The 24,563-nt window shown below is 61.4% G+C and carries 21 protein-coding genes and 4 pseudogenes; 21 read left to right on the plus strand and 4 right to left on the minus strand.

The features are described from left to right. Nucleotides 1-24 precede the first annotated feature (24 nt). The 9 genes and pseudogenes from ICI42_RS10570 (at nucleotide 25) to ICI42_RS10610 (ending at nucleotide 9,218) form a co-directional block, all read left to right on the plus strand. On the plus strand, nucleotides 25-804 hold the full coding sequence (locus ICI42_RS10570; RefSeq protein ID WP_188164546.1) for a DeoR/GlpR family DNA-binding transcription regulator: 780 nt from the start codon (nucleotides 25-27) through the stop codon (nucleotides 802-804). Further along, the gene (locus ICI42_RS10575) at nucleotides 801-2,192 is read left to right on the plus strand and encodes an FGGY-family carbohydrate kinase (protein WP_188164547.1); all 1,392 of its coding nucleotides are present in this window, start codon (nucleotides 801-803) and stop codon (nucleotides 2,190-2,192) included. The genes ICI42_RS10570 and ICI42_RS10575 overlap by 4 nt, the downstream gene beginning before the upstream one ends. Then, nucleotides 2,189-3,724, plus strand: coding sequence for a sugar ABC transporter ATP-binding protein (locus ICI42_RS10580; protein ID WP_188164548.1), 1,536 nt, complete (start codon nucleotides 2,189-2,191; stop codon nucleotides 3,722-3,724). The genes ICI42_RS10575 and ICI42_RS10580 overlap by 4 nt, the downstream gene beginning before the upstream one ends. A gap of 27 nt (nucleotides 3,725-3,751) precedes the next feature. After that, nucleotides 3,752-4,735: an ABC transporter permease subunit gene (locus tag ICI42_RS10585; RefSeq protein ID WP_188164549.1), complete on the plus strand. Its 984-nt coding sequence runs from the start codon at nucleotides 3,752-3,754 to the stop codon at nucleotides 4,733-4,735. 69 nt (nucleotides 4,736-4,804) lie between these two features. Beyond that, the gene (locus tag ICI42_RS10590; protein ID WP_188164550.1) at nucleotides 4,805-5,743 is read left to right on the plus strand and encodes an ABC transporter substrate-binding protein; all 939 of its coding nucleotides are present in this window, start codon (nucleotides 4,805-4,807) and stop codon (nucleotides 5,741-5,743) included. Nucleotides 5,744-5,821: 78 nt separating this feature from the next. Continuing rightward, on the plus strand, nucleotides 5,822-6,718 hold the full coding sequence (locus ICI42_RS10595) for a sugar phosphate isomerase/epimerase family protein (protein ID WP_188164551.1): 897 nt from the start codon (nucleotides 5,822-5,824) through the stop codon (nucleotides 6,716-6,718). Between the two features lie 332 nt (nucleotides 6,719-7,050). Further along, nucleotides 7,051-7,224, plus strand: a pseudogene (locus ICI42_RS24120) (GNAT family N-acetyltransferase); the annotation flags it as partial. 286 nt (nucleotides 7,225-7,510) lie between these two features. Then, on the plus strand, nucleotides 7,511-8,041 hold the full coding sequence (locus ICI42_RS10605) for a DUF1190 domain-containing protein (RefSeq protein ID WP_230980275.1): 531 nt from the start codon (nucleotides 7,511-7,513) through the stop codon (nucleotides 8,039-8,041). A gap of 10 nt (nucleotides 8,042-8,051) precedes the next feature. Next, the gene (locus tag ICI42_RS10610; protein ID WP_188164553.1) at nucleotides 8,052-9,218 is read left to right on the plus strand and encodes a glutathionylspermidine synthase family protein; all 1,167 of its coding nucleotides are present in this window, start codon (nucleotides 8,052-8,054) and stop codon (nucleotides 9,216-9,218) included. Nucleotides 9,219-9,230: 12 nt separating this feature from the next. Here ICI42_RS10610 and ICI42_RS10615 read toward each other — a convergent pair whose 3' ends face one another. Next, on the minus strand, nucleotides 9,231-10,391 hold the full coding sequence (locus ICI42_RS10615; protein WP_210317143.1) for an extracellular catalytic domain type 1 short-chain-length polyhydroxyalkanoate depolymerase: 1,161 nt from the start codon (nucleotides 10,389-10,391) through the stop codon (nucleotides 9,231-9,233). A 180-nt stretch (nucleotides 10,392-10,571) separates the two neighbouring features. Here ICI42_RS10615 and ICI42_RS10620 point away from each other — a divergent pair. Then, nucleotides 10,572-11,649, plus strand: a pseudogene (locus ICI42_RS10620) (sensor histidine kinase). A gap of 34 nt (nucleotides 11,650-11,683) precedes the next feature. Here ICI42_RS10620 and yghX read toward each other — a convergent pair. Further along, nucleotides 11,684-12,571, minus strand: a complete 888-nt coding sequence (gene yghX / locus ICI42_RS10625; protein ID WP_188164554.1) for a YghX family hydrolase — start codon at nucleotides 12,569-12,571, stop codon at nucleotides 11,684-11,686. 164 nt (nucleotides 12,572-12,735) lie between these two features. Here yghX and xth point away from each other — a divergent pair, with 164 nt between their 5' ends. From xth to ICI42_RS23625, 3 genes and pseudogenes are all read left to right on the plus strand, one after another. Then, nucleotides 12,736-13,506 (plus strand): exodeoxyribonuclease III, encoded by a 771-nt coding sequence (xth, locus tag ICI42_RS10630; protein ID WP_188165043.1) that lies wholly within the window; start codon nucleotides 12,736-12,738, stop codon nucleotides 13,504-13,506. 106 nt (nucleotides 13,507-13,612) lie between these two features. Then, a pseudogene (locus ICI42_RS10635) lies at nucleotides 13,613-13,799 on the plus strand (type II toxin-antitoxin system VapB family antitoxin). Further along, nucleotides 13,796-14,180, plus strand: a pseudogene (locus ICI42_RS23625) (type II toxin-antitoxin system VapC family toxin). The pseudogenes ICI42_RS10635 and ICI42_RS23625 overlap by 4 nt, the downstream one beginning before the upstream one ends. A 48-nt stretch (nucleotides 14,181-14,228) precedes the next feature. On the opposite strand, the gene ICI42_RS10640 reads toward ICI42_RS23625, so the two are convergent. Then, the gene (locus tag ICI42_RS10640) at nucleotides 14,229-15,125 is read right to left on the minus strand and encodes a sugar phosphate isomerase/epimerase family protein (protein ID WP_188164555.1); all 897 of its coding nucleotides are present in this window, start codon (nucleotides 15,123-15,125) and stop codon (nucleotides 14,229-14,231) included. Between the two features lie 164 nt (nucleotides 15,126-15,289). On the opposite strand from ICI42_RS10640, the gene ICI42_RS10645 reads away from it, so the two are divergent. The 7 genes from ICI42_RS10645 (at nucleotide 15,290) to ICI42_RS10675 (ending at nucleotide 23,059) form a co-directional block, all read left to right on the plus strand. Beyond that, nucleotides 15,290-16,360, plus strand: coding sequence for a LacI family DNA-binding transcriptional regulator (locus ICI42_RS10645; RefSeq protein WP_188164556.1), 1,071 nt, complete (start codon nucleotides 15,290-15,292; stop codon nucleotides 16,358-16,360). Then, nucleotides 16,324-17,331 (plus strand): substrate-binding domain-containing protein, encoded by a 1,008-nt coding sequence (locus ICI42_RS10650; RefSeq protein ID WP_188164557.1) that lies wholly within the window; start codon nucleotides 16,324-16,326, stop codon nucleotides 17,329-17,331. The genes ICI42_RS10645 and ICI42_RS10650 overlap by 37 nt, the downstream gene beginning before the upstream one ends. A 76-nt stretch (nucleotides 17,332-17,407) precedes the next feature. Continuing rightward, entirely contained in the window at nucleotides 17,408-18,901 is a 1,494-nt protein-coding gene (locus tag ICI42_RS10655) for a sugar ABC transporter ATP-binding protein (protein ID WP_188164558.1), read from the plus strand. Next, nucleotides 18,894-19,931 carry an ABC transporter permease gene (locus ICI42_RS10660; RefSeq protein ID WP_188164559.1) on the plus strand — a complete coding sequence of 346 codons (1,038 nt, stop codon included), beginning with the start codon at nucleotides 18,894-18,896 and terminating at the stop codon, nucleotides 19,929-19,931. The genes ICI42_RS10655 and ICI42_RS10660 overlap by 8 nt, the downstream gene beginning before the upstream one ends. Continuing rightward, nucleotides 19,924-20,976 (plus strand): ABC transporter permease, encoded by a 1,053-nt coding sequence (locus ICI42_RS10665; RefSeq protein WP_188164560.1) that lies wholly within the window; start codon nucleotides 19,924-19,926, stop codon nucleotides 20,974-20,976. The genes ICI42_RS10660 and ICI42_RS10665 overlap by 8 nt, the downstream gene beginning before the upstream one ends. Further along, nucleotides 20,973-22,361, plus strand: a complete 1,389-nt coding sequence (locus tag ICI42_RS10670; protein ID WP_188164561.1) for an FGGY-family carbohydrate kinase — start codon at nucleotides 20,973-20,975, stop codon at nucleotides 22,359-22,361. The genes ICI42_RS10665 and ICI42_RS10670 overlap by 4 nt, the downstream gene beginning before the upstream one ends. A gap of 35 nt (nucleotides 22,362-22,396) precedes the next feature. Then, nucleotides 22,397-23,059 (plus strand): class II aldolase/adducin family protein, encoded by a 663-nt coding sequence (locus ICI42_RS10675; RefSeq protein ID WP_188165044.1) that lies wholly within the window; start codon nucleotides 22,397-22,399, stop codon nucleotides 23,057-23,059. A gap of 85 nt (nucleotides 23,060-23,144) precedes the next feature. Here ICI42_RS10675 and ICI42_RS23630 read toward each other — a convergent pair whose 3' ends face one another. Next, the gene (locus tag ICI42_RS23630; RefSeq protein ID WP_230980276.1) at nucleotides 23,145-23,618 is read right to left on the minus strand and encodes a hypothetical protein; all 474 of its coding nucleotides are present in this window, start codon (nucleotides 23,616-23,618) and stop codon (nucleotides 23,145-23,147) included. Here ICI42_RS23630 and ICI42_RS10680 point away from each other — a divergent pair. Further along, nucleotides 23,599-24,516, plus strand: a complete 918-nt coding sequence (locus ICI42_RS10680) for an alpha/beta hydrolase (protein WP_330999148.1) — start codon at nucleotides 23,599-23,601, stop codon at nucleotides 24,514-24,516. The two genes, ICI42_RS23630 and ICI42_RS10680, sit on opposite strands and share 20 nt — an antisense overlap. The last annotated feature ends 47 nt before the right edge of the window (nucleotides 24,517-24,563 follow it).

Genomic DNA, 24,563 nt, shown 5'->3' on the forward strand with positions numbered 1-24,563 from the left:
GAGCATTGTCTAGGAGGAGGCTTCGTGAGCGACCTGGACCGGCACAGGATCATTACCGATCTGTTGCGTGAGCGGCCATTTGCCTCGGTTCGCGACCTCCAGGAGCATCTCGGCGTTTCCGCCGCCACCATTCGCCGCGACATTGACAAGCTTCACGACACCGGCCGCGTCCGGAAGGTGTACGGCGGGATCTCGGCCCATGACGGCCAGGTCACGGATCGGCTTTCGGCGCGGCCATACGACGAGAACCGCGACATCGCCGTCGAGGCAAAGCGCGCCATAGCCCTGAAGGCGTCGGCGCTGATCCGTGATGGCGATTCGGTCATCGTCCATGCCGGCTCCACCTGCTATCAACTCGGCATCGAGATCGCGCGCCGCAATGTGCGGCTCTATACAAATTCCATGCCATTGGCCGCTTATCTGGGCGAGCACGGCACCTGTCATGTGACGGTGGCAGGCGGGGAATTGTATCGCGAGCCGGGCATCATCCACGATCCGAATTCCGGCGGTCCAAACTTCTTCGCCTCACGATTCTTCGTCGGCACGCAGGGCATCAGCAGCGACGGGCTGCTCGAATCCCATCCGCTGCTGATCAAGGCCATCACGGAACTCGCCTCCTGCTCGGATGAGATCGTGCTTCTGGCCGACAGTCGCAAGCTTTCGATTCACCCGCGCAATGTGGTGCTGCCACTGTCGCGCATCGGCACCATCGTCATCGATGACGGCTTGTCGGACGCGGGCGCCAAGATGCTGGAAGATGCAGGCGTGACCGTCCTGATCGCCAACACCGGAGGCTTCAATTGAGCGACGCCACCGCCATCGCGGTCTTCGACCTCGGTAAGACAAATTCCAAGCTGTTCGTGTTCGCAGCCGACGGAGCAATCGTCGGCGAGAGCCGCACCCGTCCGGTCTGGCGCGACGAAGGTGGGTTGCGGGTGCTCGATGACGCGCATCTGCTGGGATGGATTAAGCAGAGCCTGGCTGAGGCCGTCGAACGCCACCATGTCGGCCGCGTGATGTTTTCCGGCCATGGCTGCACCTTCGCGCTGACGGAAGGCGAGGGCCTGGCTTTTCCGATCCTCGACTACGAGCAGGAGCCGCCTGCCGGTATCGCTGCTCGTATCGATGCGGCGATACCGGACTTTTCGGAGACCTTCTCTCCGCGTCTGCCTTTGGGCTTCAACTATGGCCGGCATATCCTATGGCTCGAGGATCGCGATCCCGATCTGCTGGAGCGGTCGGATGCTGTCTTGCCCTATCCGCAGTTCTTTTCGTGGGTCTTTTCGGGCCGCAAGGTGTCGGAAGTCTCCTATCTCGGCTGCCATTCGCATCTCTGGGCACCGCTGAAGAAAGATTTCAGCAGTCTCGTGGACCAAAAGGGTTTGCGCGGCAAGATGCCCGACCTGGTGCGCGCGGGCGCGGCGCTCGGCATCTACAGGCCGGACGGATCGAGCCGGGAGGTGGTCGTGCACAATGGCGTCCACGATAGCAACTCCGCGCTTTATTACTACCGGTCGCTCGGTTTCGACGATTTCACGCTGGTCTCCACCGGCACATGGGTCATCATCTTCAACTCGGCCTGTCCGCTGGACGCGCTCGACCGTGACCGCGACATGCTCGCCAACGTGACGGTGGACGGGCAACCAACCGCCACGATCCGTTTCATGGGCGGGCGCGAATACGATATCGCCAGCGGCGGCTGGACACAGGGCGTCAGCGTCGAGGCGGTGGAATCGGTGATCCGCAAGGGCATCTTCGCGCTGCCGTCCTTTGCGCCGGGCGGGCCTATGCCCGGCCATGAGGGCCATTTCGTCGGGCCGCAGGCTCAGGGCGAGGAGCGGGCGGCGGCGGCCATGCTTTACGTCGCCCTTATGACCGATCTGTCGCTCGATCTGATCCGCTCGACCAACACCATCGTCATCGATGGCGGGCTGGTGAAGACGGGATTGTATGCCGGCGTGCTCGCAGCATTCAGGCCGGGGCAGACCGTGCTAACCAGCGCCAACGCTGAAGGCAGCGCCTATGGTGCGGCGGCGCTCGTCTTTGACAATATTGGGCAAAGCCCATTCACCAATGAATGCCAGCCCGCGTCGGCGGCATCGATTACAGGCCTTGAGGCCTATCGCAGCGCATGGCGTGCGCTGGCGGAAGGCGAGAAAACGCACACCCACCGGAAGGAGGCCGCGCAATGAGCCTCGACACATCCGTGCCGATCCTGGAGATGCGCAACATCTCGAAGACCTTCGGCAATGCACGCGCGCTGTCCAATGTCTCGCTGACTGTCATGGCAGGCGAGGTGCACGCGCTGATGGGCGAGAACGGCGCCGGAAAATCGACGCTGATGAAGGTGCTGTCGGGCGCCTATGTCGCCGACGCCGGCGGCGAAATCCTGATCGACGGCAAGCCGGTGGTCACGGGCGACCCGATCAAGGCCAAGGCAAATGGCGTTGCCGTCATCTATCAGGAACTTGCGCTGGCGCCGAACCTGACCGTGGCGCAGAACATGTTCCTGGGGGCCGAACCCTCGCGCTTCGGCGTGGTGGATTCCGCAGCCTCGAAGGACCGCGCCGCACCCATCCTCAAGCGACTCGGCATTGGTTTCGGACCGTCCACGCCGGTGTCGTCGCTGTCGCTGGGCGAACGGCAGATGGTGGAAATCGCCCGCGCCTTGACCACCAACGCCCGTATCATCGTCATGGACGAGCCGACCACGTCGCTGACGACGCGTGAAACTGAAAAACTGTTCGAGGTCATCGCCAGTCTCAAGGCGCAAGGCATCGCCATTATCTATATCAGCCACCGCATGGAAGAGGTCTACCAGCTTGCCGACCGGGTCAGCGTGCTGCGCGATTCCACCTATATCGGCACGCTGGAACGCTCCGAACTTTCGGCGTCGAAGCTCGTCTCGATGATGGTGGGCCGCGACTTGTCGTCCTTCTACAAGAAAGAGCACCGCACGCCCTCGGGCGAACGCCGCGCAGTGCTTTCTGTCCGCGACATGGGCGACGGACGGCGCGTGCATGGCTGCTCCTTCGACGCTCATGCGGGTGAGGTTTTGGGCATTGCCGGGCTCGTCGGCGCAGGCCGAACCGAACTGGCGCGGCTGATTTTCGGCGCCGACGCCAAGACCAGCGGCACCGTGTCGTTGGAGGGCCGCGAACTCGCCATTTCTGGTCCGCGCGACGCGCTCGATGCCGGTATCGCCTATCTGACCGAGGACCGAAAGGGGCTTGGCCTGTTTCTCGATATGTCGATCAGCGACAACATCAATATCGGGGTTGTTGCGCAGGACGCGTTCAAGGGCGGCGCCCTCAATTTTCCGACGGCAAAAAAACGCGCCGACAAGGCGGTGTCCAACCTGTCGATCCGCACCCCTGGCACCCGCGTCAATGTTGGTGCGCTGTCGGGCGGCAACCAGCAGAAAGCGCTGCTGGCGCGGCTCTTGGAAACCAAGCCCAAGGCCATCATCCTGGACGAGCCGACACGCGGCGTCGATGTCGGCGCCAAGTCGGAAATCTACCGCATCATCGACGAACTCGCCAAACAGGGCATCGCCATCGTGGTGATCTCGTCGGACCTGCCCGAGATCATCGGCATCGCCGACCGGGTTCTGGTGATGCGCGAGGGGCATATCGCCGGTGAAGTAAAGGCCTCGCCCGACGCACCTATCGATCAGGAAGCGATTATGTCGCTGTCGACTGGCGCGGTGGCCGAGCATGCGTGACAATACCAAACAGCACGGGATGATGCGATGACTGCGAACCAGACCGACAAGACCGTTGCCGACAAGGCGAGGCTGCGTTCGACCTTGACGGCGCTCGGCATGCTGCCGGTGCTGATCATCATCGCCATCGGCTTCCACCTGCTCAGCGGCCGCTTCCTGACGGTGAACAATCTGTCCATCGTCACCCAGCAGGCTTCCATCAACACGGTGCTCGCCGCCGGCATGACCTTCGTCATCCTCACCGGCGGCATCGACCTGTCGGTGGGCTCGATCCTTGCCGCATCCGCGATGATCGCGGTCATCGTCTCGCTCGTGCCCGATCTCGGCATGCTGGGCATTCCGGCGGCGATCGCGGTGGGCCTGGCCTTCGGCATGGCGAACGGCGCCATCATCGCCTTCTTCAAGCTGCCACCCTTCATCGTTACCCTCGGCTCGCTGACGGCGGTACGTGGCGTGGCGCGACTGATGGGCGGCGACACCACGGTGTTCAACCCCGACCTGCCGTTCGCCGCCATCGGCAACGGTTCGCTGTTCGGGATACCCTGGCTGGCGATCATCGCGCTGGTGATTATCGTCATCTCGTGGTTCATCCTTAAGCGCACCGTGCTGGGTACCTGGATCTATGCGGTCGGCGGCAATGCGGAAGCCGCGCGCTTGACCGGCATCAAGGTGCCCCTGGTGCTTCTCTTCGTCTATTCGATGTCGGGCATGCTGGCCGGCCTGGGCGGAGCGATGTCGGCCGCGCGCCTTTACGCCGCCAACGGCCTGCAACTCGGCCAGGCCTATGAGCTCGACGCCATCGCTGCCGTAATTCTCGGCGGAACAAGCTTCGTCGGCGGCGTCGGCTCGATCTGGGGCACGCTGATCGGCGCTCTGATCATCGCGGTGCTGTCCAACGGGCTCATCCTCGTGGGGGTGTCCGACATCTGGCAGTACATCATCAAGGGTCTCGTCATCATCGTCGCCGTAGCGCTCGACCGCTATCGCTTGAAAGGTTTGAGCCGGACCTGAGGTCCGGCGGCTATTCCGGATTGTCCGGCTAAACGGCGCGGAAACGCGCCACATCTCAGGAGGAACACAATGCGCATCATATCCAAGTTGTTGATCGGAACGGCGGTTGCCGCCCTTCTCGCTGCACCGGCTTCTGCCAAGGATCTCGAGAAGATCGGCATTTCCGTCGGCTTGCTCGGCAATCCATTCTTCGTCGCCACCATCAAGGGCATTGAGGACGCTGCCAAGAAGATCAACCCGAACGTGCAGGTCACCTCGGTTTCGGCCGACTACGACCTCAACAAGCAGGTCAGCCAGATCGACAGCTTCATCGCTGCCGGCGTCGACATCATCATGCTGAACGCAGTTGACGCCAAGGCCATTGCGCCTGCGGTGAAGAAGGCGCAGGACGCAGGTGTCGTGGTCGCGGCCTTCGACGTGTCGGCTCCCGGCGCTGATGTCACGGTCATGACCAACAACGTCAAGGCCGGCGAAGAAGCCTGCAAGTACATCGTCGACAAGCTTGGCGGTAAGGGCGACGTGGTCATCATCAACGGCCCGGCATCCTCGTCGATCCTCGACCGCGTGCAGGGTTGCAAGGACGCTCTCGCCAAGGCTCCCGACATCAAGATCCTGTCGGATGACCAGAACGGTCAAGGCTCGCGCGAAGGCGGACTTGCCGTCATGCAGGGCCTGCTGACCCGTTTCGACAAGATCGACGCGGTCTTCGCCATCAACGATCCTACCGGCATCGGTGCGGAATTGGCTGCCAAGCAGCTCAACCGCAGCGAGTTCTTCATCACCGCCGTGGATGGCGCGCCGGACATCGAAAAGTCGCTCGCTAGCGGCACCTCAATGATCAAGGCGTCTGCGTCGCAGGATCCCTACACCATGGCCGGACAGGCCTTGCAACTGGGCGTCGACGTGCTGAACGGCAAGAAGCCGGCCGAGGCGACCGTGCTGCTCGACCCGCAGCTTATCACGGCCGAAAACGTCAAGGACTACAAGGGCTGGACCGCCGCGCGCTGAGTTCATCCTCCCAGGCCGGTTCCGCGCACATCGCGCGGAACCGGTTTCTTCGACTGTCTCCAATTGCAGGTCCACATCATGTCCAAAATCGGTGTTCACTCCTTCGTCTGGAGCGCCGGATCGTCCAAGGCCGATCTCGAAGTCGCACTCAAGAACACGCATGAGCTGGGGTACGACCTGATCGAATTCTCCTATCTCGACCCCAGGCAAGTCGATGTCTCCTGGCTCGCTGGACGTCTCAAGGAGCTTGGGCTCAACGTAGCCATTTCGATGGGCCTGCCGCCGGAAGGTGACCTGACCAGCGATGATGCGACTGTGGTGAAGAACGGCGTCGATATCCTCGACAAGGCCGTGGAGCTGACCCGCGACCTCGGCGGCAGCAAGCTCGCCGGCATTCTCAGCTCCGCCCATGGCAAGCAGGAGCGGGCGCTGACCAAGCAGGCCTGGGACACCAGCGTCTCAGCGTTCACCGGCGTGGCCGACCGAGCCAAAACGGCGGGCGTGACGCTCAACCTCGAAGTGGTCAATCGCTTCGAAAGCAATATGCTGAACACCGCCGCACAGGGCATGGCCTATATTGAGGATGTCGGCGCATCGAACGTATTCCTGCATCTCGACACCTTCCATATGAACATAGAGGAAGCCGATGTCGGGCTGGCCATTCGCCATGCGGCCGACAAGATCGGCTATGTCCATATAGGCGAAAGCCATCGCGGCTATCTCGGCACCGGCACGATCGATTTCGCTGCTATCTTCGACGCGCTGGTAGCAATCGGCTGGGATGATTACGTCACCTTCGAATCCTTCTCATCGGCCATCGTCGATAAGGATTTGTCGGTGAAGACAGGCATCTGGCGCAATCTCTGGACCGACAATATCGCGCTTGCCAGGCACGCCCGGCAGTTCATCACCCTGGGACTGGAAACGGCGCGATTGAAGGCAGAGTTGGTGAAGACGGCGCATCGGCCCGACTGAGCCAGGCTTGCAACCGGCACATCGAGATAGCGGTACGGTTGCCATCAGAGGCTTTGGTCTTTGACGGTCGGGCTTCAAACTACGCTTGTTGCATTGCCTTCATGTGGAGTTGAACGTGCCTGCGAAACTGGACATCAGACGCTTATTCGCCGGGGACGAGACGATTTCCGCCTTGTCAGAACTGCTTGTCGAGACGGTTGCCAGCGGCGGTTTCTGTCAGCTTCATGCATCCGTTGGCGCTTGAGACCGCGCATGTCTTTTGGACAGGTGCGCTGGCTGCTGCGGAAAAAGGCGACCGCGTGGTACTCGGTGCGTTCGAAGGCGATCGGCTGATGGGCACCGTGAGCCTGTTCCTCAATTTTCCGCAAAACCAGCCGCATCGCGCAGAGATTGGCAAGCTGATGACAGCGGTAGCCTTTCGTGGCCGAGGCGTCGCCAGCGCTTTAATGGCGGCTGCAGAAAAAATTGCAGCTGAAACCTCGCGGACGCATCTGGTTCTCGACACTGCCATCGACGATGGTGCCGCGCCGCTCTATGAAAAGCTCGGCTACACCCGCGTCGGTGAAATTCCCGACTTCGCTTTCAAGCCCCATGGCGGACTGACCGGCACAATCCTGTTCTGGAAGGCTATTGGACCGTATCCCGCGACCGCGTGGGGCCGTACGATCTTCCCGCTGATCCTTTGGGAGCTCTCATGGCAAGTGCCGGTGGGACAAAATTCCTCATGGACATCGCGGCGCATATCCCTATATCGAGCAGGACTGTTGTTCTACATTGTTAGAGGGAGGCATCATGAAGCGTTCACTGGCCGTGACCTTGGTCGTCATGGGAACCGCCGCTGGCGTCGCCGGCTGCCAGGATCAGGTCATCGATACCGCTGTCTATCAGTCGGTGGACGAATGCATCGATGCCCGGATGTTTGCTCCCGAAAAATGCGAGGCCGATTTCAAACAGGCCGCCGCATCGCATGAAAAGACGGCCCCCGCCTTCGCCTCCAAGGAAGACTGCGAGGCCGATTTCGGGGCCGGCCAGTGCGCCCAGCCGACCCAACAGCATTCTGCCGGCAGCGGCGTTTTCCTTCCGTTGATGATGGGCTACATGCTCGGCAGCGCGATGAACAACAATGCCAATGTCGGCCCGCAGGCGCTCTACCGACAGAACGGTCGCGCCGATTTTGTCAATGGCAATGGCGCGCGCGTCGCCGGCGCCACCGGACCGGTTAAATTCTCGTCGAACTCGCCCGCGGCCCGTCCGCCTGCGGTTCAGACTCAGACCATGGCGCGCGGCGGCTTCGGCTCGCGCGCCGTTGCAGTTTCGAGCTGACGCGGCAGGCATGGAGCGGATCGCCTTCGAGGAGCGAGAAGATTGGCGCACGGACGCCGAAGCTTGCGGCTTCAATTTCCATACCATGTACGGCGCCCGTTACTGGGATGAACGCCATGCCTATTGCTTTAGCCTGGAGCAGATCGAAACCGACATTGAGGATCCGACCGCGGAATTGATGTCGCTGTGCTACGAGGCGGCGGGGCGGATCGTCAACGAACCGGCTTTGATGGACAAGCTCGCCATCCCAGCGGACTTTCACGCGTCGGTGAAGGCCTCCTGGGACCGCTCAGACTACGATCTCTACGGCCGCTTCGACTTCGCCTATGACGGTAAGAGTCCGGCGAAGATGCTGGAGTTCAACGCCGATACGCCGACCAGCCTGTTCGAGAGCGCTGTGTTCCAGTGGCGTTGGCTGGAGGCGATGAAGGCGTCCAGAAAGCTCGCACCCGGCGCCGACCAGTTCAACTCGCTGCATGAGAAGCTCGTCGCTGCCCTGCCGAAAATCGCCGGCCAACCACAGCGCATGCATTTCGCTGCCATTTCAGACAGCGTCGAGGATTGGGGCACGGTTGAATATCTTGTCGATTGCGCAGTCCAGGCCGGGCTCGAGGCTGTTCTGATCGACATCGCCCATATCGGAGTGGACGCTCACGGCTGGTTCACCGATGGCGCCGACCGTCGCATCGAAACGCTGTTCAAGCTCTATCCGCTCGAAGATATGGTGCGCGAGGACTTCGGCGCGCAGTTGAAGAAGACACCGACGCGCCTGGTCGAGCCGTTGTGGAAGCTGGTGCTGTCCAACAAGGGCCTGCTGCCGATTTTGTGGGAAATGTATGAAGGCCATCCCAACCTGCTGCCCGCGTTTTTCGACGACGACCCGGCTGCGGCAAGCCTGGGAGACGCCTATGTGCGCAAGCCGCTTCTATCGCGCGAAGGTGCCAACGTCACCATCGTCGATCCAGCCATGTCCGATGGCGGGCTGTCCGTCGAGGGCGAGTATGGCGCTGAAGGCTATGTCCGGCAGGCGCTGCATCTCGTGCCGCAATTCGGCGAAGACTGGACGGTGATCGGTTCCTGGGTGGTCGCAGGACAGCCGGCCGGCATCGGCATCCGCGAGGATGCCACGCCGGTTACGCGCAACACCTCGCGCTTCGTGCCGCACTTTATTCTGTAGCGCTTTTATCTGTTATCGCATCAGGCCGGCGGTGCGCAGCGCGTCTTCGATGACCTTTCGAACGCCGGTCGCCTCTTCTTCGGGTGCTGACGAAGAAGCTCCGCGACGTGGTGTTTCCGGCACGTAGAGATCGTTCGTGGGCGTTCGACTAAGTTCAGACACTTTGCTGTCCTGCTTTCGTGTCGGCAATTCAGTGGAGACTTCGACCGCGTCGGCGATACCCCAGAATTTGGCGATGTGCCGGGTGGAAGAGATGCCGGCGTCGAGCATGAACGGCCCTGCCGCGCCTAAGCCCTCGGCTCCCTTGGTCATCAAAGGCGTGCCGTGACCCATATAGGCGATGGTATAGGCTTCCATCACTTCATTGCCGCTGTCGTCGCACCACACGTCCCGGCTGTGTCCGGCGATGGTCTGGGACCGCGTCGGCGTTTTCTCCAGCCCATGAACACCGCGCCATTGCCCGGCGATCGCATCGGCGTTGGATGCGGCGACAGTCTGGTCGGCGGTGCCTTGCCAGATCGATATCCGTGGCCACGGCCCTTTATGGGGGGATGCGGATGCCAAAAGCTGTTGAAGCTGCCGTTCGGACGGGCCTCCATGGCCGCGCATGCGATCGAAGGCTTCCGGCACAGTGTTCGCCGATCCGTAGGGCAGGCCCGCGATGATCGCGCCGCCCGCGAACACCTCGGGATAGGCGGCTAGCATGACCGATGCCATGGCGCCGCCCGCCGAAAGGCCGGTGACAAAGATGCGCTTGCGGTCGAGGCCATGGGCGGAAACCATCGTGTCGATCATCTGGCGGATCGACAATGCCTCACCGGCATCGCGCCTGGTGTCGCCAGGCACGAACCAGTTGAAGCACAGATTGGGATTGTTCGCCCGCTGCTGCTCTGCATAGAGCAGCGCAAAACCGGCGCGGTCTGCCAGATCGGACCAGCCTGAGCCATGATCATAAGCCGTAGCGGTCTGGGTGCAGCCGTGCAGCACGACGACCAGCGGCGCGCCTTCAGCCAAATTGTCCGGCAGATAGAACTTTGCTTTCAGTGCGCCGGGGTTCGATCCGAAATCCATCAACTCCTTCAAATCGCCGTTCGGTCCAGCATCCGGGCTAAAGGCGGTCTGCTGCGCGCGGATCGCGGCGAGGCGCGCAATCGTGTCCGACATTTTTCGCAATGGTGGCATCCTTGTATTGACGCCCGGTATCGGACGGTAGTGAGCAAAACGTATCGGCGGGGATATCGTTGCTGCACTGCACAATTTTAAGAGGTGGAGTTGCGGTTAGTCGATTTTTGGCCATGGCGGGGGTTGCGTATCGCTGATAATGCTGTCGCCAACGCAGCACGGGTCTCGTAGATGACATCGGAAACAAAGAATGCAGAGGCGGTCGAGCAGTTGCTCGATACGCCCGATCTCGCGAGCGCTCTGGAGAGCGAGCAGTTCAAGAAGTTCCTCGATCAGGTTCCCATTGCCATAGCAGTCTCCGATCTCGATGCGAGCGAGCGTGTCATCTATGCAAATCCCGAATTCGAGACTTTGTCTGGGCTGAATGCCGCGACCCTCACAAAGGGAAACTGGTCCGATCTTTCGGGCACTGGCATCAACGATCAGAAGGGCAGGGCGCTGGCTGCGGCGCTGGTCGAGGAGACCGATTTCGCAGGCACTTTCCAGCTTGAGCGCGGGCACGACGTGCCAACGGTCGACGTCTACACCAACGTTATCGAAGACGACAACGGCAAGAGCCGGTTCCGCCTCGTGGCCCTGGTCGACGTTTCGGCCCATCGCGAGTCGAACGCCGGTTCGGCCGAGGAACGCGTCCGTGAGAAGGACACTCTGCTGCGCGAATTGCAGCACCGGGTGAAGAACAATCTGCAGATGATCACCGCCCTGATCCGTCTGGAAACCCGCAACGCGACCGAGCCCGACCAGAAACGCTTTGAAAGGCTTGCCGGGCGTGTCGATGCGCTGGCCATTCTTTACCAGACACTGTCGGCGGATGAGCATAAGGAAGAGGTCGATCTCGGCGTCTATCTCAGCCAGATCGCATCCGCGGTCATGACCTCGCACGCGGTCGAAGGCATCCGTCTTGACATGAAAGTGGATACCTATCCGGTTTCGATCAACGTTGCGATGCCGACCGGGCTCGTGGTCAACGAGTTGCTGACCAACGCGCTCAAGCATGCCTTTCGCGACGGCGAGGGCGGCACCATCACTTTGCACAGCATCGTCGATGGAGACGGCTGTCGGGGTCGTGGTCGCCGATGACGGCATCGGCCTGCCCAAGGGCGAGACCTGGCCCAAACGCGGCAAGCTCGGTGCACTCATCGCCCATTCGCTGACGGAGAACGCCAAGGCGGAATTCACCGTTGAGTCGAGCGTGAACAGCGGAACGAAGGTCACCATCGTCTTTAAACGCTCGGCTGCCGAAAGCTGATCGGCAGCCGCATCGCTGGTACCAACCCGTCAGATTATGTCAGATAGCGCTTGAACCATTCGATGGTACGGTCCCAGGCGAGTTTCGCCGCTGCCTCGTCATAGCGTGGCGTGGAATCGTTGTGGAAGCCATGGTTCACGCCGGGATAGATATAGGCCTCGTAGGTTTTACCCTTTTCCTTCAGCGCCGCCTCATAAGCCGGCCAACCCTCGTTGACGCCTTTGTCGAGCTCGGCGTAGTGCAGCAGCAGCGGTGCTTTGATGCGATCGACATCCTCCGCGCGAGGCTGTCGCCCATAGAAGGGCACCGCGACGGCCAGTTCGGGATAGGCCACAGCAGCCGCGTTGGAGACGCCTCCACCATAGCAGAAGCCGGTGATGCCGACTTTGCCGTTGGTCAGATCGCTCGCCTTCAGAAATTCGATGGCCGCGAAAAAGTCGTTCATCAGCTTTTGCGGATCGACCGTTTGCTGCAACTCCTTGCCCTTGTCGTCATTGCCGGGGTAGCCGCCGACAGAGGTCAAGCCGTCCGGCGCAAGCGCCACGAAACCGGCTTTGGCGACCCGCCGCGCAACGTCTTCGATATAGGGGTTGAGGCCGCGATTCTCATGTACCACGACAACGCCGCCGACCGGCCCGGTGGCTGCCTTGGGGCGGACCAGGTAACCGCGGACGTCGCCATTGCCGTTGGGCGAGGGGTAGGTGATGTACTCAGCCAAGATGTCCGGATCAGTGAATTCGACCTGCTGTGCAAGGGCGTAGTTCGGGCTCATAGAGCCGAGAATGGCTGCTGCCGTGAGGCCGCCGACGGCGTATTTGCCGGCGCGGTCCAGGAACTCGCGCTTGGTGATCTTGCCGTGTGCGTAGTAGTCGTAAAGCTCCAGCAGTTCCTGCGGGAAATCCTTGGCGGTCATGCGCGTCATAGATATTCTCCCTGTTGCGGATCGTGACCCACCTTGCCACAGCTTCCAGCAAGATGCGGTCACGATTTCGACAGCGCTGCCACTGTCGGCTGCTGGGCGTACCAACGCGGAACCGAGACGGCTCCATTCGGTTTCTCCCCCGGCGGAGGCTGTTCGGTGTCTTCATGAAAATTGCGAGTTTCAACATCAACGGCATCAATGGCCGCCTGCCTGTCCTGCTGCGTTGGCTGGAAGAGGCGAGGCCGGACGCGGTCTGCCTGCAGGAACTGAAGGCGCCACAGGCTAAATTTCCCATCGAAGCCATTCGGGATGCCGGATACGAGGCGGTCTGGAGCGGGCAGAAGAGCTGGAACGGCGTGGCTATTCTCGCGCGCGGCAAAGAGCCGGTGGAGACACGGCGAGCGCTGCCGGGCGATGACGACGACGAACAAAGCCGCTACATCGAAGCTGCGGTGAACGGCATTCTCATCGGCTGTCTCTATTTGCCGAACGGCAATCCGGCACCGGGTGCGAAGTTCGACTACAAGCTGCGATGGTGCGATCGTCTGATTAAGCATGCACGGTCGTTGATCAAGCTGGACGTGCCTGCTGTATTGGTGGGTGACTACAACATCATCCCGACCGACCGCGACGTCTACAAGCCTGAACGCTGGCAAGACGACGCGCTGTTTCGCTCAGAAGTCCGCGCGAAATTTCGATCATTGGCCAAACAGGGGTGGACGGATGCGCTGCGAACGCTTCATCCCGACGAAGAAATCTATACGTTCTGGGACTACTTCCGAAACGCATGGGGGCGGAATGCCGGTCTGCGGCTCGACCATTTGCTGCTCAGCCCTGTTGTCGCGCCTCGCCTCGTCGCTGCTGAGGTCGACCGAGATGTCAGGGGTTGGGACAAGGCCAGCGATCATGCGCCGGTTTGGATTGAGCTTACATGACGCCGTTTCATCTAAATCGATGACCAACCCACTTGCCCTACTGGCGGCGCTTATTTCGACATCGTTTGGTGCTGGATTTAAAGCCTCAGCGAGGTGATGCGGACGAATCAATTTGGACGATAGCCTTGTGGAAAAGGCACGGTCTTTGACTGGACGAAGGAGACGGCGGCACTGGTCCGGCAGGCACTGGAACGCTTGTGCGGGTCGAGGCGGGTAGACGCCTGATTGCATTGGGCGGAACAATGCCAGATGCGAAAGCGGCGCGGCGACAAACGCTTGCTGCCGGAAAATGATGTTTGCCTATACATCGATCTGGATCGACCATTTTCGCCAGTCGGATCGAGATATCATAGGGGCGATAAACAATGTTGAATTGCTCTGCCACCCAACAGTCATTGAGAACTGGCTTTGGGAAGTTTGCGCGACAGGCGGGCAGTGCTCGGCTTTCTGGGCGCACAATGTCAAGCTGTCGTTGCGGCCCACGATGAGATCAGGACGATGATCGAACACCACCAGATCCACAGAATGGGATAGGCTATACCGATGCGCAGTTGCTTGCCTCTACCCTGATAGACGATTGGGCGGAGCTGTCTACAAGAGACGAGCAACTGCGGGCCGCAGCCGACAAAGTGGGTGCGCGGCTCTATCGTCCCGGAACAGCGCTCAATCTATGACATGTATGGGTCGACAGACATCTAGTCGACCCATACACCGCATCAGTCTCAGGGCAGGCGGCTGCGTTCCTTGGCCTGACGTTCTGCCTCCTGCGCGGATTTGAGCTGGGCCTTCGTGTACATCAGCGCGTGCGCCGCCAGGTCGTGCCCGTCCTCCCAAAGATTGCGCCAGATACCCAAAATGCCTTCGAGCGGCTGACCGACAACGCGCGAGGAGAAGCTTTCGAAGGTGATCGGGCCGGTATAGCCGGATTTCACCAAAGCACGGAACACGCCGGCAAGATCGATGGTGCCCGAGCCCATATAGCCACGATGGGAGTCGCCGGTGTGGAAATAGCCGAGATAGTCGCCGGTATCGAGGATGGCGCCTGAGATGTCGGATTCTTCGATGTTCATGTGGTAGACGTCGAGATGCACCTTCACATTCGGCTTGCCGATGCGCTTGCACATCTCGACCCCTTGGGCCGCGGTGTTCAAGACGTTGGTTTCGTATCGGTTGACCACCTCGAGCACCAGCGTGATGTTGCTTTTGGCCGCGGTCTCGGCGACCTGCTGCAGGATCTCGACCGATTGCGCGACGCCCGCCGCCGTGGTGGGTACGGTGTATTTGCCGAAGGCCGAATGCAGGATGCCGCCGATATACTCGCCGCCGCAATCGCGGCAGACGGCAATCGCCTGCTCCAGCCGCGCCTTGCCGCGCTTGCCCTTTTCCTTGTCGCCGCTTGAAATGTCGGTGTCGAAGTCGAGGCCGAGCGAGAAGTTGATGCCGATGCCGCTTTTTTCAAGCTGCCGCCGGGTAAAATCCGGATCGATCAGGCTCGGATCGAGCGCCGGCGCTTCGATGAAGTCGTAGCCGACCTCCGCGCTCTTGGCGATGGCGCGGGCGCATTCGTCATGGCTCCAGCCAGCCTCCCAGACCAGAGCGTGGACACCCAGTTTGTTCATGTCTTCCTCCCGGTTTTTCGCAAATGCGAATAGAAAATGCTGCGGCGCCACAATATATCGAAAACGATACTTACGATGACTCGTTGACACGCCAATTTTCGAGGTATAGCCTACAATAAATCGTTTCACCAGACGTTTTCGTATAGTCGTTAGGGAGGGCGAGCATGTCGAAACCACGTAGCCCCTCCATAAAGATGGTGGCGGATCGCGCAGGAGTTTCCGTAGCGACCGTGTCGAATGTGCTCAACGGCAAGCCCAGTGTGTCGCCGGATTTCGCGTTGCGCGTTCAGGATGCGGTCAGGGAACTCGGTTACGTCGTGGATATCGGCGCATCTCGGCTTCGGTCGCAAAAATCCCAGCTTGCCGGCGTCGTGGTGCCGGACCTGACGAACCCGATGTTCGCCTCCTTCGTTTCGACGCTGGAGCATCTGGCGCGGGTCGACGGTTTCGACCTCGTCGTCGTCTCGGCGCGCAACAATCCCGAGGAAGAGGCAGACCGGCTGCGCAACATCCGGTCATGGCGTCCGGCCGGGCTCATCGTCATTCCGTGTGATGGGTCTTTTGCCGAGCGGCTGCCCGGCGGGTTTTCCGCGCCGGTGGTTCTGGCCGACCGCATTCCCGACAAGCCGGGTTTCGACCTGATCGCCGTCGACAACTCAGCTGCCGCGGGTGCAATCGCCACGCATCTGGAAAACCAGGGATATAAGGATTGTCTCGTCGTCGGCTCATGGCTGTCGATCAGCAATGTGCGAGAGCGCTGGGAGGGTGTTCGCGGGGCTGTGAAGCGGCTTGGTGTCGAGGTGCTGGAAATCGGCATCGACGATCCGGAAGGCGCCGACCGTCTGGAGCGGCGGCTGCGCGGTCGGCAATTACCCGGCGCCTTGTTCGTGCTCGATCACGGGTCTTCGCTGCTGGCCTACAGGACTATGGCCGAGATAGGCCTTTCGGCGCCGCGCGACATCGGCTTTGCGAGTTTCGACGACATGGAGTGGATGCGGTTGGTCGCGCCCGGCATCACGGCGGTGCGACAGCCAGTGGAGGACATGGCCGAGCAGGCCTGGGCGCTGCTTCTGCGGCGCATCAGGGGGAGTGCCGGCGATCCGGTAACGCGGCGCCTTCGTTGCGCCATTGAGATCCGCGGTTCGACATCGCGGAGCCCGCATCAGGAGGCGGGCGAAGCACCAAAGGGAGGAATGACATGCACATTACAAGAAGGACGGTACTCGCCGGACTAGGCGGTGCAGTGGCGGCCGGAACGCTCGGCGGTACGTTGCTGTCCGCACAGGCCGCCGATCCGCAGGCCGGCATCGTGGTTAAGATCGGCGGCATCCCGTGGTTCAATGCGATGGAAGTCGGCATCAAGAAGGCCGCGCCGGAGTTCAAGATGGACGCATGGATGGTTGGGCCGACACAGGCCGACGCCGCACAGCAGGTCCGCGCCATCGAGGATCTGATTGCCCGCAAGGTCGCCGTCATCGGCATCGTGCCGAACGACTCGGCGGCGTTGGAACCGGTTCTCGGCCGCGCCCGTGCCGCCGGCATCAAGGTTCTCGCCCATGAAGGTCCCGACCAGAAGGAAATGGACTGGGACTTCGAACTGACGACGACCGAGGGCTACGGCAAGGAGCATATGGACCTGCTCGCCAAGGAGATGGGCGAAGAGGGCGAATATATCGTCTATGTCGGTTCGCTGACCGTGCCGCTGCACAATGCCTGGGCCGACGCGGCCATCGCCTACCAGAAGGAAAAATACCCCAAGATGAAGATGCTCGGCGACCGCTTTGGCGTGGCCGAAAGCCTCGACGAGAGCATCAAGACGACGCAGGACCAACTCCGCGCCAATCCCGACCTTAAGGGTATCCTGACCTTTGGCTCGCAAGGCCCGATCGGTGCCGCGCGTGTTCTGGACGATCGCGGCAAGGCGAAAACCATCGCATTGGTTGGCGGTTTCTCGCCGGGGCAAGGTGTCAAATACGTCAAGTCGGGTGTCATCCGTGGCGGCTTCATCTGGAACCCGATGACGGCAGGCGAAATCTTCGTGCAGGTCGCATCCATGCTCGCCGCCGGCAAGGAGCCGACCGACAACATGGAATTGACCGGCGTCGGGCCCGTCAGGGTTTATCCCGACAAGAAGCTGATCCAGGCGCAAAAACTGGAGTCGCTCGATAAGGAGAACATCGATCGCCTGGTTGAGCTTGGTCTCTAGCCGCTAGCCAGTCGATCTATGACCGGCGGCCGAGCCCAAGCGGCTGCCGGTCGAATTTCTCCATGGAGTCTGACGAATGACGGACATCGTCCCCTTCCTTCGTCTCAGCAATGTGTCGAAGAACTTTGTAGGCGTGCGCGCCCTTCAGGATATCGACTGGGAGGTGAGGCCGGGTGAAATCCATTGCCTCGTCGGCGAGAACGGCTGCGGCAAGTCGACCTTGATCAAAATCGTTGCCGGCGTGCATGCGCCCACATCGGGCACGATTGAGATCGGCGGCCAGGAGGTTCTGCCGCTCGACCCGGCCAAGGCCAAGGCGCTCGGCATCCAGGTGATATTCCAGGATTTGTCGCTGTTTCCGAACCTGTCGGTGGCGGAAAACATTGCCATCGACGACACACTGCAGAACATGCTCATGCCGGTGAACAAGGCGGCGATGCGGAAGACGACGCGCGCGGTGCTTGAGCGGCTTGCCTTCGATCTCGACCTCGACGCCGCCGTCTCCGATTTGTCGGTAGCCGAACGCCAGATTGTGGCGATTGCGCGCGGCCTGGCGGCCGAGGCGCGGCTGATCTTCATGGACGAGCCGACCGCGTCGCTGACGCGGGCGGAGGTCGACCGGCTGCTGGCCATCGTCTCGCGGCTGAAAGCCGACGGCATTGCCGTGGTCTTCGTCTCCCACCGGCTCGACGAGGTTGTGGAGATCGCCGAACGTGTCACGGTCATGCGTGATGGCAGGAAAGTCGGCACCTGGCCGGTGGGCGAGGTGGACCAGAAGAAAATCGCCAATCTGATGACCGGGCTCCATATCGACAATTCGATTGTAGCCCGCGACATGAGTTCCGCCGAGCCGGTTTTGGAGGTGAAGAACCTGACGCGGCACGGCGAATTCGCCGATATCGATTTCACGCTCCGCCGCGGCGAGGTGCTCGGCATTGTCGGCCTGCTCGGCTCGGGCCGGACGGAACTGGCGCTGGCGCTGTTTGGCATGCACCGCGTCGATTCCGGCACCATGGCGCTGGAGGGACAACCGCTGACGTTGCGCTCCAACCGCGACGCGGTGCGCGCCGGCATAGCCTATGTCTCGGAAGATCGTCTCGGATTGGGCGTGATCCTGCCGCAGTCGATCGGCGACAACATCATGCTCGCCGTCATGAAGTCCATGACCAACGGGCTTGGCCTGATACCCGACAAGAGCCGCAAGAAGCTTGCCGGCGACTGGGTGCAGCGGCTTGCCATCAAGGTGCCGAGCGCCGACCGCGCAGTTCAGACGCTTTCGGGCGGCAATCAGCAAAGGGTGGTTCTGGCGAAATGGCTGGCGACCAAACCCAAGGTGCTGATCCTGGATTCGCCCACGGTCGGCGTCGACATCAAGAATAAGCAGGGGATTTACGAGGTCGTCACCGATCTCGCTCGCCAGGGTGTCGGCATCATCCTCATCTCCGACGAGGTGTCCGAAGTGTTTGCCACCTGCGACCGCGTCCTGCATATGCGCGGCGGCCGGATTCTGGAAGAGGAAGTGCCGGGCCGGGTCTCCGAACATGAAATGGAGGAGCGCATCTATGCGTGACGGTGTCCCTTCGACATCTGCTCAATCGGCGCTGAGACGGCTTCGCCGGCGGCCCGAAGCCTGGCTGCTGGCGGTGATCCTGATCGTCGGCACGATTTTCAGTCTGACGGCGCGCGACTTCCTTTCACTGCCCAACATCATCGATCTGCTCGAGACCTATTCGGTTCAGGCAATCATGGCCATGGGCCTGTTCGTCGTTCTGGTGTCGGGCGGTATCGACATCTCGTTTGCTGCGACCGCCTCGGTGGCGCAATATTGCGCGGCCCTATTGGCGTCCCAACTCGGCCTGCCGGCGCCGCTGGTCATCCTTGCGGGCCTGGCCGTCGGCGGCATTCTCGGCTGCCTCAACGCGCTGCTGATCCACTATGTCCGCATCACCTCGATCATTGCCACCATCGCCATGATGAGCGTCAGCTTTTCGCTGCTGATGTACTTTTCGGGCGGCAAGTCGATCTACACGCTGCCCGACTGGTGGACCGACCGCATCGTCTTCTGGCAGACCGAAACCGAAAGCGGCGACCTCGTGCGCATCACGCTGCCCATCGTTGCCATGGTCGTCGTCACCCTGTTTACCTGGGCGTGGATGACGCGATCCTCCGCCGGGCGGCAGCTTTATGCCATGGGCGGTAACGCCGAGGCCGCGCGCCGCATTGGCATCAATATAGGCCGGCTGCAATTCGTCGCCTACGGCTATCTCGGCCTGATGGCGGCGATTGCCGGCATGCTGCAGGCGCATCGGGTGGGCGAGAGCGTGCCCAATGCGATGTACAACACGGAGCTCGCTGTGCTGTCGGCGGCCGTTCTCGGCGGTGCCAGCCTGACCGGCGGCATCGGCACGGTGCCGGGCGTGCTGCTGGGCATCGTGCTGCTCGCCATTTTGCAGAACGGCCTGAACCTGCTCGGCGTGTCGTCCTATTTCTTCCAGATCGTCATCGGCATCACCATCCTGGCTTCGACCTCGCTTACGGTCATCAGTTCGCGGCGCGGCCGGCGTCACCGCATCCTGGCGGAGGCGCCCGCCAATGGCTGACCTCACAAACAACCTCAATTCAGGCCTGTCGGAATTAATGAGCCGCCTGCGCTCGGGCGTGCCGGGCGGACATGCCGGGCTTATGGCGCTGCTCATTATTCTCGTGCTCGGCTTTTCGGTGTTCGTGCCGAATTTCGCCAGCGTCGGCACGCTGCAATCCTTCATGTACCAGTTGCCGCTGCTCGGGCTGCTGTCGCTGGCGATGATGGCGCCGCTGCTCACCGGCGGCCTGAACCTGGCGATCATCGCCACGACCAACCAGTCTGCGCTCCTGATGGCCTTCATCATGCGCACCATGATCACGCCGGAAAGCTCGGCGGGAACGACGGGTACGGTGATCCTTCTTGCGCTGGTGGCGGGTCTCGCGCTCTGCCTGCTGATCGGTTTGGCGACCGGCATGTTGATTGCCTATACCGGCGTGCATCCGATCCTGATCACGCTCGGCACCAAGTCGCTGATCGACGGCATCAGCATTTATCTGACCCGTGGCATGGCATTGTCCGGCGTTCCCGAGGCTTTCGCGCGGACGGGGGCGGCGACGGTGATTGGCATACCGCTCGTCTTTGTCCTGCTCGTCATCGTCGCGCTGATCGTCAGCATCGTGCTGAGGCGCACGCCCTTCGGCATCGCCTGCGCCATGATCGGCTCCAACATCGAGGCGACACGTTATTCGGCAATCGATACAAGGCGCGTGCTCGTCGGCGTCTACACCATGTCGAGCCTTATCTGCTTCTTCGCAGCGCTGGTCATGCTGGCAACTTTCAACTCAGCCAGCGCTGATTATGCGCAATCCTACCTGCTGGTCACCATCCTTGCGGCGGTGCTTGGCGGGGTCGATCCCTTCGGCGGCTTCGGAACAGTGGGTGGGCTGATGCTCGCGCTCGCGATCCTGCAAGTGATCTCGTCTGGCTTCAACCAGTTCGGCCTGAGCAACTACCTGACCGTGGCGATCTGGGGCGGCATCCTGATCTTCGTCGCCATGGCGCAAACGATGCGGCCCTATCTGGCCGGATTGCTGCCGCCGCGTGGGGGCAGCCCGAAATGAGCATCGTTGCAGTCTTCGATGTCGGCAAGACCAATGTGAAACTGTCGGCGGCGACCGACGACGGCGTCATGCTGGAGACACTGACGACGCCCAATATCGTCCTCGACGGCCCGCCCTATCGCCACCACGACCTCAAGGGCCTGGAGGAATGGCTGGTGGAGGGGCTTCGCGAACTCCGCAGCCGACACAGAATCGATGCGATCGTTACCTGCGCGCATGGCTCCGGCGGCGTGCTGGCGGGCGAGGACGGGCCGGCCATGCCGATGATCGATTACGAGCAGTCGATACCGGATGATGTCGACCGCGCCTATCGTGCTGCGGTCGGGCCGTATCGGGAGCGGGCGAGCGCCATCATGCTGGGTGCTGCGCATCTGGCCCGGCAGATGCTGTGGCAGGAAATGGTCTGGCCGGAACGCTTTTCCAAAGGCGTCGCTTATCTAGCAACGCCGCAATACTGGGCGTGGCGGCTCTCCGGCGTGCTGGCCGGCGAAGTGACCAGCCTTGCCGCACAGTCGCATCTGTGGGCGTCTGCCGACGGCCGGCCTGCGAGGCTCGTCGCCGAAAGGGGCTGGCAGCAGTTGATGCCGCCGATGCGGCATGCCTGGGAGACGCTGGGGCCGATCACACCCGAGATGGCGCGTCGAACTGGTTTGCCAGCCGCAACACGCATTCTGTGCGGCGTTCACGATTCCTCGGCTAATTTTTATCGCTATCAGGCAGCGGGCCTGTCGGACTTCACCGTCGTGTCCACCGGCACGTGGATCGTGCTTTTGACCGACCGTACGGGCGTCGATTTCGACGACGAGCGGCCAGGGCACGCCTGCAATGCCGACGTATTCGGCAATCCCATGCCGGGTATGCTGACGATGGGCGGACGGGAGTTTTCCGCCGTTGCCGGCAAGGCTTCCGGTCCGGCATCGCAGGACGCGCTGGAACGCATCGTGCGGTCGCAGACTTTTGCCATCCCCTCATTCGGCTCCGACGACGGGTTGTTCCCCGGCACTGCAAAGCAAGGACGGGTGGAAGGACCACTGGCAGGCGACGAGTCCGCGCGCTTTACGCTCGCGGTTCTTTACGCCGCGCTATTGACTGCGACCTGCCTCGAAAAACTGCCGCCGGCACGGACCGTGGTGCTGGATGGCACCTTCGTCAGCGATCCTCTTTATGGTGCGCTCGTTGCGGCTTTGACGCCTGAGACGCGCGTGCTGGTCAGCCGCAGCACGACGGGAACCGCCACAGGGGCGGCGATGCTGGCTGCGCACGACAAACGGACGGCACCGGCCCCGCTCGCCATCGAAACGCCGGACACTTCTCAACTGCCGGATCTTACAACCTATCGGGCGCGCTGGAGCGCCCTTACCAAGCCCATGGAGCAAGCATCGTGACCAAGACCTATGACGACACCGCCCTGCGCGTAGAGATGGTGAGGATCTGCCGGCGCATGAACGATTCGGGGATCAACCAGGGAACCGCCGGCAATATGTCGGTGCGCAACCCAAAGGGCTTCCTGATCACGCCGACATCGCTGCCCTATGACCTCATGGAGGCGAAGGATCTCGTGCAGATGTATTTCGACGGCAGTTTCGAAGGCGAACGCCGCCCGTCGTCGGAATGGCGTTTTCACCGCGACATTCTTGCATCGCGTCCGGACATTGAATGCGTGCTGCATTGCCACTCGGTCTATGCGACGACGCTTGCTGTACATCACAAGACCATTCCGAGCTTTCACTACATGACAGGGGTCGCCGGCGGCACGACGATCCGCTGCGCACGTTATGCCACCTTCGGCACGCAGGCCTTGTCGGATGCCGCCATCGAAGCCTTGCAGGACAGGCTCGCTTGTCTGCTCGGCCAGCACGGCCAGATATCGCTGGGTAAAACGCCCTCGGCCGCCCTGGCGCTCGCCATCGAAGTCGAGACCTTGTCGCGCCTCTATGTCCAGGCGTTGACGATTGGCGAGCCGCCGATTCTCGATGACGAAGAAATGGCGCGCGTGATCCAGCAGATGAAGAATATGAGCTACGGGCAGGCGCCGGATCTGGAAGGGGTCAACGACACGGCGCAATTGCGGCAGGCGCGATAACCCCCGCGCTGAGTCCTATTCGCAGATGCGACAATCTGCGCAGAGATCGATGCAATCGCGATCTTGAACCTCCCCAGCGGGGTTGTTATGTCAGTGTTGTTGACGTTCTTTCCTCCTCCCAGAACGTCAGCATAGAAAGCGGCAAATCTCCTCCCTTGCTGCTTTTCAGATTAAACCCGCCGCACCTCCTCCCGCGGCGGGTTTTTCTTAGAGTAAGATGCTCTATGGCAAATCTGCCACGCTGTTCTGGCGATTTCGGGAGTGAGGGCGTTTCCTTCCCTTGAGAAGGCCGAGCTGCTTCATTTTGGACATTATTCGCGATATTTTGTCCGAAAAGCGGGTTGATAATCAACACAAACATGGGGCTTGGGCAGATGAACTTTGCTGCCAAAATCGAAACCTTTTGGTCTCGTGCCGTGATGTCGGGCGCTGTCCTTGCTGTTGCGGTTTCTGGCTTTGTATCGACGGCCGATGCGGCTTCGCGGATCGAGGCGCGCGAGAGCGTCAGCCCCGCCCTGGGCCGGCCATTGGATGTCAACGTGTATGTTCCGGACGGCATGGCGCCTTCGTCGGGCTGGCCGGTGCTTTATCTTTTGCACGGCCATGGCGGCAACCAGAACAGCTGGACCACGCTCGGCAACATCCAGCAGACGCTCGACTATATGATCAGCGAGAAAGAAATTTCGCCGCTGATCGTCGTCATGCCGGCAGCGCAGAACAGTTGGTATGTCGATTCGGCTGCGGTGAAGGGGCCTGGCGACTATGAGACGGCCTTGACGAAGGATCTCGTCAACTGGGTGCAGGCCAATTATCCCGCCCGTACCGACAAGAGCGGCCGGGCCATTGCCGGGCTTTCGATGGGCGGCTTCGGCGCGCTGCGTTTGGCTTACTCGCATCCAGAGCTTTATTCCTCGACCGTCAGCATGTCCGGCGCGATCTGGAACAACGTGTCGGAAGCGGAGATGAAGAAGACGCCGGACGACTACCGGCTGATCCAGAATGCCGAATTCTACAAGCGCCTCGACAAATACACGCTCGGTACCGGGCGCATTCTGCCGTCGGTGGGCGACCATTATGACGGTTCGTTCGGCACGCCGTTCAATGCGGCGCTGTTCAACAGGGAAAACCTGTTCACGCTGGCCGAGGACGCCAAGGAGGCGGGCGTGCAGTTGCCTCCGAGCTACATCACCGTCGGTGACGACGACGGTTGGCATCTCTGGCGCGGGGCCATCTCGCTGCATCAGACGCTGCTCGAATCCGGCCAGTCCTCGCAGCTCCGCGTCACCGACGGTGACCATCTATGGTCGCTGTGGAAGGTGGTCGTGGCGGATGCACTGGAATTCGTCAACGGAAACTGGGGTGCCGGCGACGCGCCAGCCGTGGTTGCCGCCGATGAGGTTGTGCCCGCCAAGACCGGCCAGGTGCCGGCAAAGGTCGAAATCACCGCCACCCGCTAAAATCGAACAGCGCTCCGGTTCCATGATGGAAGCGGAGCGCTTATAGC

Origin of the sequence: Oryzicola mucosus (genome assembly GCF_014534685.1) — a bacterium.
GTDB classification, from domain to species: Bacteria; Pseudomonadota; Alphaproteobacteria; order Rhizobiales; family Rhizobiaceae; genus Oryzicola; species Oryzicola mucosus.